Raw genomic sequence first — 16,362 nt, 5'->3', positions numbered from 1 at the left:
GCAATTGCGAAGCGCAATCACGCCTTAATGCATCGTGAGGTGCGCTGGCACGCCCCTTGCTCTTCCTTGCAGTAGGCCAATAGAGGCCAATTTGAAGGAGCTGAACATGAGCAGCACGACAGGATCTTGGGCTTACGGAGAGAAAGCGCCGACGCCAAGCCAGGAACAGACCAAGTCAAAGGAAGTTCGTGGCTCTTTGACCCCTCGCGGTTTTGGGAGCATGCCGCAGGATGCGAAGTTGCGGCTGCGGCCGCCCAGGGCGTTTGAAGAAATCGGGCCCGTGACTGCGGCCTAAGCAGGGCCGAAGCTGCAGTACCGCTGACCTCGCCTTGCCCCTTGACGGCAAGGCGAGGAAGCGCCCGTTGCATTCGGAGGACGCGGCTGTTGTCTGCGGTTGTTGATTGGCATCGCCTGGGAATGAATGGGTTGGGTTGACCGTCTTTTACGAGAATTGGATCTTCCCGAAATATCGGACCGCGTGGACTTTGCTGCCGTTATGTTGGGAGTAACCCACAGCGATCTTTACAGGTACGAAACTGGTGGACGCCAAATTTTCGTTTTCAATTCTTCTCATTTGTTCGCGCTTTTCTGAAGTTGCGGATCGTGACGACGTGAGCGAGCACCCTTATCGATTGCTAGCTACCCCATGATCGTCCTCGGCAAGAACGTCGTGCCAGCGAGCTCGAAGCAACTGCTCGCCTAGAGTTCGAACGGTCGCATAGTCCCAGCAACGCAAGGGACGGCCGGTTCAAGTTAGGGCGGCCCTATCCCCCCAGTCATTCGAGAATGTTTGTCAGCACCGAGCCGCAATATGTGCCAGCCGCTGATTTCAAGGTGAACGAGGACCACACATGAGCGGTGGACAGCGGCTAAGGCGTCATCCGCCTGGGCCGTCCGATCCCTTCAGCGCAATCTTCAAGCATTCGATCAACGCTGGCGTGGCAAACGGTTTGGCAAGGAAGCCGATCGCGCCGGCCTTGATCGCGTGAGCGCGCACAGCATCATCTGGAAAGGCCGTGATGAAGATGAAAGGCATGTGATGGCCGAGGCTGCGCATGTGTCTGAGCAGGTCAAATCCGTTCATCGCCGGCATCTGGATGTCCGTAATCACGCAGGACATGTCGTGCAGTTCCGCCGATCGGAGGAATTCATCAGCGGAGGTAAAGGTGCGGACGCTATATCCGCACGATGTCAGTAGGTTGGTCGTTGCGGCGCGAACGGATGGATCATCGTCGATGACCGAGATGACAGATGGCATTAACAAGATGATGGCTCGTTATCCGGGAACTGCCTGCCGCGGTCGCGGCCGCGCAGTGAAATGTGGGGGCGTGGCGCAGGATTGAAAATCATACTTAGGTTTGTACGTCCCCTTTGCTCCGGGAAATTCCGAGCGCTTCGGCCATTTTTATGAGATCGGCCAGCGACTTGGCGCCCATTTTGCGCATGACCTGCCCGCGATAGATTTTGACGGTAATCTCCGCTAGGCCAAGCTCGCCTGCCACTTGCTTGTTCAACAGGCCGGATGTGACCAGGGGCAGAATGTCGCGCTCGCGTGGGGTCAGTTGTTTGAGGCGGGATCGCAGCTCGGAGACCGTCTTCTCGAGATCGCGCCGCTTGCGGTCCCGTTCGATGGCGGCCTGGACCGCGTCGAGCAGGTCCTGGTCGCGTACCGGCTTGGTCAGGAAGTCGACCGCGCCGCTCTTCATCGCCTGGACGGTCATGGGAATATCGCCGTGACCTGTGATGAAGATGATGGGTGTGTGGATGTTAGCCTTGGCGAGATCCAACTGCAGCTCGAGGCCGCTCGATCCCGGGAGACGGATGTCGAGCACCAGGCAACTCGGCACCTCGGGCGGGGTGGCCTGCAAAACCTCCGCCGCCGAGCCGAAAGCCTCCACCCGAAGGCCCACCGATTCAAAAAGATTTGTGAGAGCCTCGCGCATCGAAACGTCGTCGTCGACGACGAGGACGATGGCTTCATCGGTACCCTTGCGTGATCGCACCGTTTGCGAGAGCTCGCTCATGATGCATCCTCTGGATGCAAAGGCAAGATGATCTGAAATGTCACGCCGCATCTCCCGTTAGAAAGCGCAAGGAAGCGCCTACGATGCCGCCTGCAACTGGCTGTGCGGCCGAATTCCCCAATTTCGTGATCTGGCCAGGCTCGAACGCAGAACCTCCCATTTTTCGAATATATGGGCGATTCGTTTACGGCAAAAGGACGATGCAGGCCCCGACTGGGCGCCTGTCGTCGGCAGCCCAAGTCTCGCTGCTCTGGCTTAAATTGCGCGAAGATGCGTCCCTCAGCGGGCCTGGAGGCGCGAATTCCCTGTTCCCGATCGGCAACCTGGGCGGGCCGGAGTTCGCGCTTGCGTCCTTATTTTTGCGACAGATGCCGGTCATCCAACGCGACTGGCGAGGGCCGGGCGACTCAGGTTAAGCAGCCCTCGTCGATCTGACCAACATGCCAAAGGAATGAAATGGTCGCAGCCACTCCAAAACTTCCCGCTTCCGGTTATGCTCTCGAAGTGGATGGCCAACTGAAAACCGAATTTGCGACCAAAGACGGGGCCTGGTCTGCAGCGAAGGAGCTAAAGCAGCGCTTTCCCATGCTTCAGGTCAGAATTTATGATGCTGAGATAAAGGCCAGAGAGGAAGTTCAGCTTTCGCGCGCCTAACTTTTCCGCTTTCGGTTTTTGCTTGCCGCGTGCGGCTGGCCGCACCGGGCTCTCGTGAACCGAGCCGCGTCGCGTCTCGTAGGGTAGGCGCGGGATACCTCGACGAGGATATCCCTACGCCTCCCCCCAAACCGTGCGGGCACTTTTCAATGCACACGGCTTTCCATACGCGCATGCTCTCGACCGGACACGGCTACACGGCATGACGGACACAGGACGATGGTCTTGCGCCGCCAACCGGACCGTTTCCAAACCGTCAGCGATCCGCTACGCAGGTCTCCTACGCGGCGGAGGTGATGCATCTCAAATGGTCCCGTCGTATCGCCGCACGCTTCGCATCTGCGAGCGTTGAGCCGATCGATCAGATCATTTGGGCTTTTGATCCACCACGCACCTGCCGTGACGTTGTCGACAACGGGACTCGTCCAGTAGGTTTGGGTCAGATGCTTCAGTCTCCACAGCTTGATGCTGCGAAGCTTACCACGGACCACGGAGCTGGCGGCACTCGCAAACTGACATTTCCGGTGGTCGGCCGGCGTACCACGCGCCATGTCCGTCCATCCGGTCCCGTGCGGTTGGATTTGCGTCCAGCCCCGTAGGATGTGTATGTCGAGATGCGATAACTGAGGAAGGTCACTCCCTTTGAAGCGGCGTGGACTCCACTTTTCTCGGGCGACACGGTGAGCTTCAATGTCTGCGTCAGGAATTGTTCGACGCAGGCCATGATCTCACACGCTTCCCGCTTGCTCCCGATTATGCCGATGAGGAAGTCATCGGCGTAGCGGCAGTAGCGGAGCCTTTTGAAGTTGGGGTCCATCGGATCGACGGAGGGCACTTTCCGTCTCTCCTTATTGATGGCTTTGATCTCCGCGAGTGCAGCGTCGACCTCGGCCCGATCCGCGCCGTTGGCGCGGAGCCGTTCAATTTTCCGGCGGAGACTGAGGACGCGCCGTTCCAGCGCGGCATAGCGCGGGAATGGACGTCGGTCGCGGCCTTTGTCGAAGCCCACCTTCATCATCTGCATGTGCTGGTCCAGCTCGTGCAGATAGATATTGGCGAGCAAGGGCGAGACAACGCCGCCCTGTGGCGTGCCACTGTAAGTGCGTCCGTAGACCCAATCTTCCATGTAGCCTGCTTTGAGCATTCCTTCGATCAGAGCGATGAACTTGTCGTCATCGATCCGCTTCTTTAGAAGCCCAAGCAGAATGTCATGGTCGATGTTGTCGAAGAACCCACGCACATCCACTTCGACCAGCCACTTGCAGCCCGTCCAGGTCTTCTTGATGGACTTGAGTGCGGTATGACAGGATCGTCTCGGGCGGAACCCATGTGACTCGTCGAGGAACACAGGTTCGTAGATCGCTTCGAGCAGAATCCTGACCGCCTCCTGAACGAGCCGGTCTTCCACCGTGGGGATACCCAGCGGTCGTGTTTTGCCGTTGTCCTTTGGGATATGGACCCGCCGGACCGGCCGGAAGCGATAAGTGCCGTCTGCCACGCGCCTGGCGATGTCAGCGAGCTTCGCCAGCGACATGCCGTCGAAGGTCTTGCCATCTACACCGGGCGTCAGGGCTCCCTTGTTCCGGGAGACCTTTTCGTAGGCCCACTCGAAGAGATGCGGAGATCTCATCAGGCGGTGAAGGCCATTTACGCGCTTACCCGACCGCGACAAAGTCGGCAGTGATTCAATACTGCAAATGCCATTTTTAGCGGCATCGTCCTTCCCCCGATCGGAGGCGCTTTCGGTCCGGTCACCCGGCCTTATACGCATGATCGTCCACCTCGCGGCGGCTGTCCCGGCCATTACGCCGGGCATTTGGGTACTACGACGGCTCCGTCGCCATACAGGTCCTTGAAAGAGCCTGCTGCAGGCGATCCCGTAGTTGCGTGTGTAGGAAGTTGCGGTGTGTTTAGGTGTCCCATTCGTCTCCTTGACCCACGGATGGTGGTCGTCCCACGCAGACTGGTGGCGGATCGCACTGGCCGGTGCGATCTGCCCCGCGTGGCATAGCGTGTCAGCCGCGTTCGCTACGGCCAGCCCTTTGGCAACTGGAAACTGGGATTCAGGCAATACAGCTTTCACCATGCACGCCTTACTCTGTGCTCTCCACCGGGCTGCGGCGCCCGATTTCGAGACGTTTCCCGGCATGCTTTGGTCCCGTTCTCCTTTCGGAGTCTCAGTCGTTTCCGACACCGGTAAGCCGGGCAAGTAAGAGCCATAACCAGCAGGCTCCATTCTTTCGAACACTCCCTTCTTCTCCACGCCTCAACGGCGCACGGCCATGGGCTTCGATCCCTCGCGGGTAACAAGTGCGCAACAAAGATGTGTCCCTCGTCGAAGACGCTCGGGACCGAGGTCCCGCCGCCCCGCGTCGGCGTTGACACGGGCTCCTCCCTGGGTGCGCCTTTTTAAGCAAACTCAAGGACTGTCGTCGCTCTAGCGTCCCGCCCAAGGCGGGACGCTATGCTTGCGCGCCTGCAATTGTCTGCCTTGTGGTTTGCCGCGCCTTGCCTTGCTGCACACCGATACATCTCCTGGCTTCCTGGCTGCGTTACAGCTCCACGCTTCAAGGAAGGCTAGAAGCATGATCCGGACCCGAAGGGCCGCGTTAGCGCAAAGTGTGGAGCGGTTTTCCCTCGCGACATCAGCGGAACGCATTTGCGCGGAGATCGTGCTCAAACAACAACCTAAAGCCGCGATGATATTCATCCTAATCTCATCGCGCTTTAGCGAGGCGGCAAATTGAATTCTCCGCCTTTTGCTCGATGTCTGCTGACACGCGCGGAAACTTTGCGGACCCGCGATCTTGCGTGAAGACTTCCTTGGTGGCTCGAGGACAGCGTGAGGCGGATGGGGGAATCTACGCCACCATTTTGGTGGCCGGGCGAAAGCGAGGCTCCCGGCCGATCGCCGTGGAGAATCGAGACCACCAAAGCTATCGCTGAACTATTCTCCCTCAGGCATGGTCTTCGACACGAGGGTGTGAACCGGTCCAAGATCGGACGCGTGAAGGCTGGCGCTTTAAAGCCATTCGCGCAAAACCGCATCGTGCAGCGTCCTTTGCAGCCCCAAGAACGTCCAAGCGGTCGATGCCGCGCAGAGAGGAGGCGTCGGGCCACGCCCGAACTGTTGGCCACAAACGACTGCAAGATCACGATCAAGCATTCCTGATGCCGGCTGTCGGATTTGCGACATGCTGTCGGGCGCCAAGACGCGTCCGCTTGAGCAAATCGCCTTCTAATTCAAGGTTTTTCGCGTTGGCATGAGTTTTGAAAATACGGACTCGTTCAGGACGCAAGGATTCACAGTGATCGACGATATCAGCGACCAGTACGCGTGGAATGTGACATCGGGACTTTCAACGGTACCCGTCGGCTGTGCGCTGGTGCGCGATTTTCCCGGCTAGATCGAGCACACGCCAGGATCCAGTTCGCGCCGATACCCACGTGCGATGCTGGTGATCGACCATTTCGGCATGGCGGCCACCGGCCGCATCTCCTTGACGCAAGAGGTAGTGCGCCGGTGGAGGTGATCGAGCTGCTCTCATAGGTCGGCGAGCAGCGGGCGGGCCTCGAGCTCATCTATCGCGCTGGTGCGGTTCATCTGTAACAGGCCTGAGCAATGGCTGATGTCAGCTCGCCTCAGTAGCCATCGTGAGTTTTAGGGCGGGGACGCGGATCCTCCTCTCTGTGAAACAGAGGTGATGGGAGCGACGACGCTAACCGGACAGTGTCATTTCTATGCACAAACTAGTCGAAAAACAGAAGCTAACCTTCCAGCGCAAGCCGACGATATGGGGGAAATACCATCAGCTCGCTATCGAGTTCGCCGAAGTTGCGAAGCTCGCATGGCCGATGGTGTTGACGCAACTGGGGCAGGTCGCGATGATGACGACCGACCTTGCCTTGATCGGGCGCATCGGCCCTGAGGCGCTTGCTGCGGCAGCGCTGGGGGCCACGATCTTCCTCATTGGCTTCACTCTCGGCGTTGGTTTGCTAGCCCCGATCGCGCCCCTGGCAGCCCAGGCATTCGGGGCAAAGGACCTTGCCGCGGTCAGATGCACGCTGCGCATGGGGCTCTGGGCGGCGCTGCTACTATCGCTCCCGATCATGGCGTTTGCGCTACATGGAGAGCAACTATTGCTCGCCTTCGGCGAGCCGAGCGATGTGGCGCGGCTCGCCCAACAATACCTGTTCGGACTAGCCTGGGGTGTGGTGCCGGCGCTTTGGTTTCAGGGTTTCCGCAACTTCATGGCCGCGGTCCACCGGCCGCAGCCGGTGTTGTGGATTACGCTTGGGGCCATCCCCGTCAACGCCCTCATGGCTTATCTCTTGATCTATGGGAAGTTTGGCCTGCCGCCGCTTGGACTGTTCGGAGCAGGTCTTGCGAGCACCTTCGTGAATTTTGCGATGTTCCTTGCCGTTTTGTGGTTTGCCACAATACACCGCCCTTTCCGTGATTATCGTGTGCTTGAACATTTCTGGCATTTCGATTGGCTCTTCATGCAACGGTTGATCGTGACCGGGATTCCGATCTCACTCATTGTTCTGCTGGAGTACGGATTGTTTTCGGCCGCGGGACTGCTGGCGGGCCTGGTCGGCATCGGCGCACTCACTGCCCATCAGATCGCATTCCAGGTCGACTTGATTCTGTACGTGGTTCCGTTAGGCATCAGCACGGCGGCGGCCGTGCGCGTTGGTCATGCCGTCGGCTGCGGCGACGCTCCCGGCGTCAAAAGGGCGGGGCTGATCGCCATACTGCTCGGCATTCTGGCTGCTGCGATGCTGACGACCGCGGTCGTTGCGATGCGTTTTGAAATTGCCGGTCTTTTTCTGGACCAGACGACTGACGGTGCCGGTGCGACAGCGGAATTGGCGGCAAACCTTCTTTTGATCGGCGCGAGCTTCTTTATCAGTGATGCCGCGCAGCACATTGCGGCAGGCGGTTTGCGCGGATTGAAGGACACCCGCGTCCCGCTTCTGTTCGCCGGTATAGCCAATTGGGCGATCGGCTTCACCCTTAGCTACGTGCTTGGTTTGAAGATCGGGCTGGGTGCCATTGGTATCTGGATTGGCTTGTCAGTTGGCACGACCGTCTACGCGGGTTTTCTCATTCTGCGTTTCCTGCTCCTGTCGAGCAGATTTGCCCTCCAGAGATCCCCGTCAATCTCGTGAGTCAGGCTTATTGGCGTACTGGAATTCCCTAGAGCATGATCCGGACCCGAAGGGCCGCGTTAGCGCAAAGTGTGAAGCGGTTTTCCCTCGTGACATCAGCGGAACGCGTTTGCGCGGAGATCATGCTCAAACAATAACCTAGAGCGCGATGACGATTCATCCCAGTCTCATCGCGCTTTAGGACCGCCAACGCGGTTGGCTCAGGCGTATCCAAGCCAGTCCTCCGGTTCGAAAGATGTTGCTGCTGTCGAGGCAACATCATCCGTCTTGGACTGGCATCGTTCACACGCTTCAATCCTATTCGATCTCAACATCGACGCGGCACCCCGGCGAGGGCACAAGAAATATGCGCCTAGCCCCCGCGCCGATCACTTTTTCCTGCAGTCAGCAGCTTGTTGTCTGAGCGGGCCACGGATGTCGGCGACCGCGCTTTCATCCCTTGCGGATGAATACTCGCCCGAAATGCTCCGTTCTGGGGCCGTCGCGTCGACGCCGGCACTCAGCTGATCGTCCCCGCGGGACACATTTAATCCGTCTTGGGACTGCAATCGGTCCCGCATCCAGGCCAAAGGGCGGCACTAGACTCACTGCTCCACCTACCATCTTGATACAAGCGCCGCGCATCGAGCGCTTTCGCGTCCGCCATACCTCTGAGTATTTCGTGGCTGCGTTGCAGCTACACCATTCATCTGCCGCCGGGCGCTGGCCTGCCGTCGCAGCGCGGTCAGATCCGCGTCTTGCTTCGGCAGTCTCGTAGAGGAAGAGGGGAGGTCCTTATCGCCGTGACGGGTTCATAGCCGCGAGAGAGGCTCGACGGTGCCCGTTCTCGGAGAAAAGCGATGTCCAGACAACAGTCTCGCATCGGGACCGGCCAGGACCGAACAGGCCTTTATGACGAAATCACCGACAAGATTATTGCCGAGCTCAAGGCCGGCCGTGTGCCATGGGTGCAGCCCTGGGGGACCGCGGCGGCGAAGGCGCCGCTCGTTATGCCAAGGAACGCCGCGACAGGCCGGCAATACCATGCCATCAACGTCCTGATCCTTTGGGGCGCGGTCATCGAGCGTGGATTCGCTGGCCAGAGCTGGCTCACCTTCCGCCAGGCGCTATCGCTCGGCGGCCATGTGCGAAAGGGCGAGCGCGGCACGACTATCGTCTATGCGGACCGCTTCGTCCCGAAGGATGAGAAGCTGCGAGCCGCAAGTACCGGAGAGGAAGCGCAGGCAATCCCGTTCTTGAAACGGTTCACGGTCTTCAATACCGATCAGTGCGACGGCTTGCCTGCGGAAATCGTGGCGACCGCGCCTCCTCCGCCGCAAGGGCTGATCGAGCCAACTGTCGAAGCCCTGATCAAGGCGACCGGCATTGAATTCCGCATTGGCGGCGATCGCGCCTTCTATGTACCGGCAGAGGACTACGTGCAGGTGCCGCCGCCGCAAGCCTACTTCGAGCCGATCAATTGGCATCGCACAGCGCTCCACGAACTTGGCCATGCAAGCGGTCATTCCTCACGGCTCAACCGCGATCTTAGCGGCTCTTTTGGTACCAGGAAGTACGCCTTTGAGGAATTGATAGCGGAGCTGTCCGCTGCGTTTTCCTGTGCCTCGCTCGGCATCGTCCCGACGGTACGGCATGCCGATTACATCGCCTCGTGGCTCGAGGTTCTGCGAGAGGACAATCGGGCAATTGTGCGTGCCGCAAGCCAGGCCAGCAAGGCGGCCGATTACATCCTCGGTTTTCTGCCGGATGCGGTCGCGGGCGAGACGATGGAGGCGGCGGAGAGTGAGGCGGCGTGAACCGGTTCTTACCCCGTTGCGGGAGAGTGAGACGGGTGGGCGGATGACCAACGCCACATTCTGGAGGCGGTTCGGGAAACGAAGGGGAAAACCTAGGTGCAGCTCATTGATCAGCTCAAGAAGACAGGTATGGCGAATAAGGCCAGGCGTCTTCTCGATGATACGGGCTGGTTGCCGAGCCGCTGCGCCTTGCCGAGACGGCGCTTCCTCTGAACTGAGCAAAGCGCTCAAGCCGAACCGCTGCCAGAATCTCTCATCGATGTCGAGGATGATGAGGACACCACGTGCAGCGAGGACGATTCGTCGCAAGTCGTCGCCGCAGAGTGACGCCACGGCGAGGGACGGGGCTCCCGTCCCTCGCACTTCTTCACAAGCTCTTCCTGACTGGCCAGCGCGCGCCTGGCTTTGTCCAACCTACGCCGATGCAGCCAGCGGTGATGAGAGGAAGAGAGGCCGCGGGCAGGTTTGAGCCGGTCGGATCAAGAGAGAGCGCCGGCGGCTCAAGGCGCAATCGCTCTCCGTAGGTCTTCTCACATGTTCAAGCCATCAGATCGTATGGCGGCCGTTGCCGCCAATTCAACGCTCGCATCAGCCTCTTCCATCCATCGTGCCGCGCGGCTTCTCCTCCCCAATCTTGAGCGCGGCCTTCTCATCGGTGGCAAAATTTTGCGCAGCGCCATGGAAGCTGCCTTCGGCGCGACTGGCGCCGCCGGCTCTTTGGATAGGAAAACCGCCTATGACCTCTGCGAGGCGGTAACGGTCCTATTTCTTTGCAAATATAGGCCGGCCAACCCTGACAAGGCGGGATCGCCGATTGCCACGTTGCCGATCCTCTCGAAAATCGCGGGCCTTCTTCGTACCCATACGGATCGCCCGCAGAGCGAGGCGCGTCTGCAGTTTTCGACGCCAATCGCACGTGAGCTCGCCGTTTGCGCCTCGGCGCTTGGCATGGAGCGGCTGCTTGTCACGCTGCTCTCGCGTTTCCGAAAGGGCACGCCAATCCGGCTCGCCGAAGGCATCCTTTCTACGACCTATGCCACGCTGCGCACCGATGAGCGTCGCGAGAAGCTTTCGCGCGTCAGGCGGATCGTCCAATGGTTGGGCTCCACCTTTGACGGAGTGATTGCTTTCGACAGGTCCCATGCCATGCAGAACGCGGTCGGCGGGCCGGCCAGCAAAGGGGCTGATTATGTTGCGCGGCAAATTATGTTGCGCATTCGCGATTGGGAGCTGTCTCACAGACGATCGACAGCCGCTTCGCATAACAATCCCAACGCGCTGCGGAGGGTTGCGTGATGCCCCGCGACGCTTCCGAGCTGGCACGCCGCCTCGCCCGCGAGGCTGAGGCGGTATGCCGTCATTACCTCTCCAACGGGCGGCGCCAAGGCCGCTACTGGACGGTGGGCGACGCCCGCAATACGCCCGGCCGCTCGATGTTCGTCCGGCTCAGCGGACCGGAATCCGGTCCCGGCGCCGCCGGGCATTGGACCGATGCAGCCTCGGCCGAATATGGCGATCTCCTCGATGTGATCCGCGAGAGCTGCGGGTTCATCGACTTTCGCGATGTCGCCAAGGAGGCGCGGCGTTTTCTGAGTCTGCCGCGCGCAGAACCGCGCCGCAGCCCAAAGCCTGCTCAAACACCTGTCCCTGACGGATCGCGGGACGCGGCACAGCGGCTGATCGCCATGTCGCGGCCGATCCGCCGGACGCTCGTTGAGACCTACCTGCGCAATCGCGGCATCAAGGCGGTTCAGGATGCGGGTGCGTTGCGCTTTCATCCGCGCTGCTACTATCGCCCAGACGAGAGTTCGACGACTGAGATGTGGCCGGCGATGATCGCCGTCGTCACAGATCTTTCCGGCGCCATCACCGGCGCGCATCGCACCTGGCTTGCGCCGGACGGCTCTAAGGCGCCGGTCGACACGCCGCGGCGGGCCCTCGGTGGTCTACTCGGCCATGGCGTCCGCTTTGGTGCGGCCGACGACATCCTCGCTGTCGGCGAAGGCATCGAGACGATGCTGTCGCTGCGCTACGCACTGCCTGCCATGCCGATGACTGCCGCGCTCTCAGCCAACCACCTTGCCGCCCTTCTGCTGCCGCTGACGCTGCGTCGACTCTACATCGCCCACGACGCCGATGCCGCGGGCGACGCGGCGCTCGCGGCATTGACCGAACGCGCCGCAGCTGCCGGGATTGAGTCGCTTGCCCTGTCTCCGCGGATGGAAGACTTCAACGAGGACCTCCGCGCATTCGGTCTCGGCGCCCTGCGAGCGGCGCTGCGCACCCAGCTCGCGCCGCAGGATGTCGTTCGCTTCATGCGCCGGGAGACGGCCAAGACAATGGCAAAGACAACGGCCAAAACAACGGAGAAGTCAAAGTGACAGACGTTGGTTTTGCTGTCGTAGCCGATCTGGAAAGGCCGTGCCCAACAAAGCCGCGCCGTCCTTCAAGAGGGTGATCGCTGCGCCGTAGCCAAAGCCCGTTCGCATCGCGGATTAGTCCGAGGCTGATAAGGCGGCACGCGCGGCAGTAAGTCGAGGTTTGCAGACAACCAAACCAAGATCCGGCATTCGTTCTTGAGGCCATCTTGTCTCAGCTAGAGCATGATCCGGACCCGAAGGGCAGCGCTAGCGCAAAATGTGACGTGGATTTCCCTCGCGACATCAGCGGAACGCGTTTGCGCGGAGATCATGCTCAAACAACAACCTAAAGTGCGATGATGATTCATCCAATCTCATCGCGCTTTAGTGCAAAATTTTCTCAGACTTGGCGAGGCGGAAAACGGAACAAGTGGGCAAACTTGGCACTCGCGTTGTTGTTCCGAATACGGGCGCTGCGAATGGGAAACTTTATTCTCGCTGGGCCACAGATTCGGACAAGGCCCCGCTCATCGACGGAAATCACTTGAATCGCACGTAGCGTCAGGTTGTAGGCACGCTTGGAAGGTCGCTCATGGCCAACGACGCGTAGAGTTGAAATGCTTGATTTGTGCGCAGGAAGAGCCGCGTTTCGCCAGTCCTCCATGGATCCGGAGGAGCATTCGAGCATCATCAGCGTGCTCGACGCCATCAACTGTCCGGCCATTTGGATGGATCGAAAAGGCTCTGTGCTGGCTGTGAGCGCCAAGGCTTCGAAGCTCTTTGACGGCGAGTTCTTCGTGAGGGCGCGGCGTCTTTATGTCAGAGATCACCAATCGCGCATCAAATTGGAGGAGTTGCTGAATCGGGTCCGCTTGGCGTCCTCTTCGCAAAAGATTTTCTCTTCGCAGGTCGTGATCCATCGTTCTGACCGTCGACCGACCGTTATCGAAGCAATCTGGCAAGATTGGAACTGCCAAAGCTCATCTTGCGACACCGGCGCTCTTCTTCTCTTGACGGACCTCAATGAGGTGCCCGTCATTTCTCAAGTGTCTCTCATGGAGATCTTCGGCTTGACGCGCGTTCAAGCACATCTCGCACGACTCCTCGTCATGGGAAAATCGCTAAAGGAAGTCGCCCGCGACATGAACATTGCCCCGGGAACAGCCCGCAATCACCTCAAGGCCGTGTTCGTGCGGACCGCGACCAAGCGACAGGGCGAGTTGATCTCGCTGTTGTCCCGCCTTCGATAGTGCTGCGAATGCTGGGTGTGAGAGGGACGCCTCGCGTGCGTCGGCAATTGCGTCGAGATGGGCGCTCGGTGAAGATAAGTGGCTGCGTTCGGGCACGTTTATGCCCCGCTTTGGCGGCGCCTCCACTGAGAGACAAATTTAGACAGATGATCGCAAGTGGGCCGCGGTTATGAGAGATGGCCAACTGGCTTTCGCTGTTGCAAGCGATCCAAACACGTATCACCCACACGTCGCGATCCTGCTCGCCGTCAGGAATGGCGCGCGGTTCCTGTCCGAACAGCTCCAATCATATGCCGAGCAGACGCACCCCAACTGGTCCGTCCACGTTTCGGATGATGGATCGAGCGATAGAACCCGCGATATCATTCAAGACTTCGCGGGGGGCGTGTCGCAGGAAGTGTCCTTGCGCTGTGGCCCTCGCACGGGAGCTGCGGCCAACTTCTTAAGCCTGTTGTGCGATGGCAAAATTGAAGCGGACTATTTCGCCTTCAGCGATCAGGATGACATTTGGTATGCCGAAAAGCTCGATCGGGCGATCAGCGCGCTGCGCACTGTGCCGCGCGACCAGCCCGCGCTCTACTGTTCGCGAACTGAACTGATTGATGAAGTAGGGCGCCACCTTGGCTATTCGACCGCATTCAAACGTCCTCCGAGCTTTCGAAACGCGCTTGTCCAAAATGTCGGCGGGGGAAACACTATGGTTTTCAATCGGCTTGCCGGCGACCTACTCCGGCATGTGCCAGACGAGATCGTTGTCGCCCACGACTGGATGACTTATCTTACGGTCTCTGCTGCAGGCGGGACGGTCTTCTATGATCAGATACCTTCCGTGAGGTATCGTCAGCATCGGGACAATTTGGTTGGGTCGAATCTGGGTTTTCAAGCCGCTATTCGTCGCGCGAGGAAGATTTTTGCGGGGCAGTGGCGAGGTTGGAATTCACTCAATGTCAGGGTACTGCAGCACCATCTATCACACCGCCTCACAGAGGAGAACGTGACTGTTCTCGAGAGATTCGTTGAGATGCGCCTAGCGGAAAGCCTCCCGCGACGCTTATGGAGTTTTTGGCGGTCTGGGGTTTACCGGCAGACGCCGCTCGCAAATCTCGCAATGCTGTTGGCAGTGATCGCGAACAAGATTTGATTGAGCAGCTTCCGACGTGAGCTTGGGCGCCTGCATCCTAACTTTGTTCGGCTATCGCCTCAAAGCCGCTCCCGCCGTTCCTGATCGGTCTGCCAGCTCGTCATCAGTTGGTATTCGCCAGCGCTTACACGGTTCATGGTGAAGACCGCGGTCGTATTCAATACCATTGAAAGGAATTCCCATGACGGTCGAAATCCAGTCCCTTGCCATCCCGGAGGTGAAGCTCATTCGGTCACCGAAACTCAGCGATCATCGAGGTTTCTTTTCCGAGACCTGGAATAAGCGCGCCTTGCTGGAAGGTGGTCTTGATCTTGACTTCGTGCAGGACAACCACTCGTTTTCGGCTGCGACGGGCACCGTGCGCGGGCTACATTTTCAGATCCCGCCGCGAGCCCAGGCAAAGCTTGTGCGTGTGGTGCGCGGCGTCATCTTTGATGTTGCCGTCGATATCCGCGTCAACTCACCGACCTATGGCAAGCATGTGAGCGCTGTGATTTCGGCCGAGACATGGAGCCAGCTTCTCGTGCCTGCAGGCTTTGCACATGGCTTCATGACGCTCGAAGAGAATACGGAGGTCCTTTACAAGGTCACCGATTATTACGCACCAGACTGCGACAGAGGCATTCTCTGGAGCGATCCCGATCTTGGGATCGAGTGGCCGCTACCTCTTGCGAGTGCGGTTCTTTCGGACAAGGACAGCCGGTTTCCGCGGCTCAGGGACTTGACAAATATTTGCTCGGAACCCCGATGACCTCGTGTTTGACACGAGGCTCCGGCCCTTGCCTTGGAGCAACCAACCGGGGATTTTCCAGGGACAGTACCGGGCCTGGTCTGGTGTTGGCAGTCGATAAGCCTGGCATGGCGTTCGTATGTTCGTGGCGTGAGTGTCATCTCAAATCCCAGCGAAGAGATCCACTCTCGGCCCGATCCCTTGGGCTCGCAGTCTGACCGGTGCCGGTCAGCACGTGCTGATTGATACATCGAGTGCGACCAATAGAGCCCCCATCCCGGCTTCTTCCACGAACAAGGGTGTTGCGCGGAGCTGCCGTGCGGATAGGCGCTGGTTGGCCGGCGACGCTCGGGGCATTGCTGGACCTGGCCCTCATGTTCGAACTGCTGATCGACGATCCCGGAAGCCGGGCTCCCGCGGTCCTTCTTCGCGGCGAAGGAATGCGGCTCATCGACGAAATGAATGTTCTGATCGGCCTCGATCCTGTCGCAGACGACACGACGACTGCGACAGTACCGCAGGTGTGCGCCCGACTGAGCGCCGCAGGCTACAAGGTGAGACAGTCGATCGATGCCTCGGGATTCACCGATTGTCGTCGAAAGCATGGAGCCTGCGTGCGGGCCGCTGCCGAGCATCTCGGCACGGCGAGGGCACCCTTGCTCCCCTGATCTTCCCTTCGGCAGAGCGGAGTTGCGATCGCAGTCGCTACTTCAGAGTTCGGATCCGCTCCAAAGCCTCGCAGAGGGCTCGGCAAGAGGTCCGCCATGCCGAGGTGGACTCCAGAAAATCCATCATACGTCGCCAGTACCCGTAGCCCCACGCGAAGAGAGGGATCGACAGGAGCTTTTCCTTGTTCAGCTGAAAAAGTCTTTCGACGACGGTCAGCTTCAGGACTTCCGCGCCGATGAAGACGATCGCTCCAGGCAGAAAATGGCCGGTACCGAGCAGATAGGCGCTCAGGGGCTTTGCGGGCTCCAAAATGATCACGGGTACCGCAAACAGCGCGAAGGATTGATAGGGCCCCAAGGACATGACCCAGCGACGAGCACGTTCCAGCAACCTCTTCTTGCTCAGCCACGCCGTGATCGGTCCCGTGACGGCCGAGAACAGCGCATCGATGGCAAAATAAACGGTAGCGATAGCGAAGATCGGTGTATTCCAGACTCGCGCCATTTCATCCTCCGACCAGACAAGGCTCCCCGAAGCCAAGACGTTCCGCGATGCCCTCACGG

General features: G+C 59.5%; 13 protein-coding genes and 1 pseudogene. 9 read left to right on the top strand and 5 right to left on the bottom strand.

Features of this window, described 5'->3' with window-relative positions:
- Positions 1 to 877: 877 nt before the first annotated feature.
- Positions 878 to 1,258, bottom strand: a complete 381-nt coding sequence (locus Q2941_RS26230; protein ID WP_458194185.1) for a response regulator transcription factor — start codon at positions 1,256 to 1,258, stop codon at positions 878 to 880.
- 94 nt (positions 1,259 to 1,352) lie between these two features.
- On the bottom strand, positions 1,353 to 2,024 hold the full coding sequence (locus tag Q2941_RS26225) for a response regulator transcription factor (RefSeq protein ID WP_458194153.1): 672 nt from the start codon (positions 2,022 to 2,024) through the stop codon (positions 1,353 to 1,355).
- Between the two features lie 456 nt (positions 2,025 to 2,480).
- Between Q2941_RS26225 and Q2941_RS26220 the strand changes: the two genes are divergently transcribed.
- Entirely contained in the window at positions 2,481 to 2,678 is a 198-nt protein-coding gene (locus tag Q2941_RS26220; protein WP_458194152.1) for a hypothetical protein, read from the top strand.
- A gap of 146 nt (positions 2,679 to 2,824) precedes the next feature.
- On the opposite strand, the gene Q2941_RS26215 is transcribed toward Q2941_RS26220, so the two are convergent.
- Positions 2,825 to 3,229: an HNH endonuclease gene (locus tag Q2941_RS26215; RefSeq protein ID WP_458194151.1), complete on the bottom strand. Its 405-nt coding sequence runs from the start codon at positions 3,227 to 3,229 to the stop codon at positions 2,825 to 2,827.
- Complete coding sequence (locus Q2941_RS26210; RefSeq protein ID WP_458194150.1) at positions 3,127 to 4,764, bottom strand: reverse transcriptase/maturase family protein; 1,638 nt, start codon at positions 4,762 to 4,764, stop codon at positions 3,127 to 3,129. Before Q2941_RS26210 ends, Q2941_RS26215 begins: the two co-directional genes overlap by 103 nt.
- A gap of 1,655 nt (positions 4,765 to 6,419) precedes the next feature.
- On the opposite strand from Q2941_RS26210, the gene Q2941_RS26205 reads away from it, so the two are divergent.
- The 8 genes and pseudogenes from Q2941_RS26205 (at position 6,420) to Q2941_RS26170 (ending at position 15,798) form a co-directional block, all read left to right on the top strand.
- Positions 6,420 to 7,853 carry an MATE family efflux transporter gene (locus tag Q2941_RS26205; protein ID WP_458194149.1) on the top strand — a complete coding sequence of 478 codons (1,434 nt, stop codon included), beginning with the start codon at positions 6,420 to 6,422 and terminating at the stop codon, positions 7,851 to 7,853.
- Between the two features lie 839 nt (positions 7,854 to 8,692).
- A complete protein-coding gene (locus tag Q2941_RS26200) occupies positions 8,693 to 9,649 on the top strand; it encodes an ArdC family protein (protein ID WP_458194148.1) in 957 nt (318 codons plus the stop codon).
- A gap of 936 nt (positions 9,650 to 10,585) precedes the next feature.
- Positions 10,586 to 10,852: pseudogene (locus tag Q2941_RS26195) on the top strand (strawberry notch-like NTP hydrolase domain-containing protein); the annotation flags it as partial.
- Between the two features lie 92 nt (positions 10,853 to 10,944).
- Positions 10,945 to 12,030: a DUF7146 domain-containing protein gene (locus tag Q2941_RS26190; protein ID WP_458194184.1), complete on the top strand. Its 1,086-nt coding sequence runs from the start codon at positions 10,945 to 10,947 to the stop codon at positions 12,028 to 12,030.
- Positions 12,031 to 12,626: 596 nt separating this feature from the next.
- The gene (locus tag Q2941_RS26185) at positions 12,627 to 13,259 is read left to right on the top strand and encodes a helix-turn-helix transcriptional regulator (protein WP_458194147.1); all 633 of its coding nucleotides are present in this window, start codon (positions 12,627 to 12,629) and stop codon (positions 13,257 to 13,259) included.
- A 169-nt stretch (positions 13,260 to 13,428) separates the two neighbouring features.
- Positions 13,429 to 14,400 carry a glycosyltransferase family 2 protein gene (locus Q2941_RS26180; protein WP_458194146.1) on the top strand — a complete coding sequence of 324 codons (972 nt, stop codon included), beginning with the start codon at positions 13,429 to 13,431 and terminating at the stop codon, positions 14,398 to 14,400.
- Between the two features lie 181 nt (positions 14,401 to 14,581).
- Positions 14,582 to 15,151, top strand: a complete 570-nt coding sequence (gene rfbC / locus Q2941_RS26175) for a dTDP-4-dehydrorhamnose 3,5-epimerase (protein WP_458194145.1) — start codon at positions 14,582 to 14,584, stop codon at positions 15,149 to 15,151.
- Between the two features lie 353 nt (positions 15,152 to 15,504).
- Positions 15,505 to 15,798, top strand: coding sequence for a hypothetical protein (locus tag Q2941_RS26170; RefSeq protein WP_458194144.1), 294 nt, complete (start codon positions 15,505 to 15,507; stop codon positions 15,796 to 15,798).
- Positions 15,799 to 15,835: 37 nt separating this feature from the next.
- Here Q2941_RS26170 and Q2941_RS26165 read toward each other — a convergent pair.
- Positions 15,836 to 16,362 (bottom strand): hypothetical protein (locus Q2941_RS26165; RefSeq protein WP_458194143.1); only part of this gene is annotated, 527 nt, incomplete at its 5' end.

The organism is Bradyrhizobium sp. UFLA05-153 (assembly GCF_054185185.1).
The sequence above is the reverse complement of the archived record's forward strand: the minus strand, read 5'-3'. Positions and strand labels throughout refer to the sequence as shown.

What these genes read in the sequence shown, in the direction of transcription:
- Q2941_RS26230 (WP_458194185.1), bottom strand. Translation starts at nt 1,258, where the DNA reads ATGCCATCTGTCATCTCGGTCATCGACGATGATCCATCCGTTCGCGCC.
- Q2941_RS26225 (WP_458194153.1), bottom strand. Translation starts at nt 2,024, where the DNA reads ATGAGCGAGCTCTCGCAAACGGTGCGATCACGCAAGGGTACCGATGAA.
- Q2941_RS26220 (WP_458194152.1), top strand. Translation starts at nt 2,481, where the DNA reads ATGGTCGCAGCCACTCCAAAACTTCCCGCTTCCGGTTATGCTCTCGAA.
- Q2941_RS26215 (WP_458194151.1), bottom strand. Translation starts at nt 3,229, where the DNA reads ATGGCGCGTGGTACGCCGGCCGACCACCGGAAATGTCAGTTTGCGAGT.
- Q2941_RS26210 (WP_458194150.1), bottom strand. Translation starts at nt 4,764, where the DNA reads ATGGTGAAAGCTGTATTGCCTGAATCCCAGTTTCCAGTTGCCAAAGGG.
- Q2941_RS26205 (WP_458194149.1), top strand. Translation starts at nt 6,420, where the DNA reads ATGCACAAACTAGTCGAAAAACAGAAGCTAACCTTCCAGCGCAAGCCG.
- Q2941_RS26200 (WP_458194148.1), top strand. Translation starts at nt 8,693, where the DNA reads ATGTCCAGACAACAGTCTCGCATCGGGACCGGCCAGGACCGAACAGGC.
- Q2941_RS26190 (WP_458194184.1), top strand. Translation starts at nt 10,945, where the DNA reads ATGCCCCGCGACGCTTCCGAGCTGGCACGCCGCCTCGCCCGCGAGGCT.
- Q2941_RS26185 (WP_458194147.1), top strand. Translation starts at nt 12,627, where the DNA reads ATGCTTGATTTGTGCGCAGGAAGAGCCGCGTTTCGCCAGTCCTCCATG.
- Q2941_RS26180 (WP_458194146.1), top strand. Translation starts at nt 13,429, where the DNA reads ATGAGAGATGGCCAACTGGCTTTCGCTGTTGCAAGCGATCCAAACACG.
- rfbC (WP_458194145.1), top strand. Translation starts at nt 14,582, where the DNA reads ATGACGGTCGAAATCCAGTCCCTTGCCATCCCGGAGGTGAAGCTCATT.
- Q2941_RS26170 (WP_458194144.1), top strand. Translation starts at nt 15,505, where the DNA reads ATGTTCGAACTGCTGATCGACGATCCCGGAAGCCGGGCTCCCGCGGTC.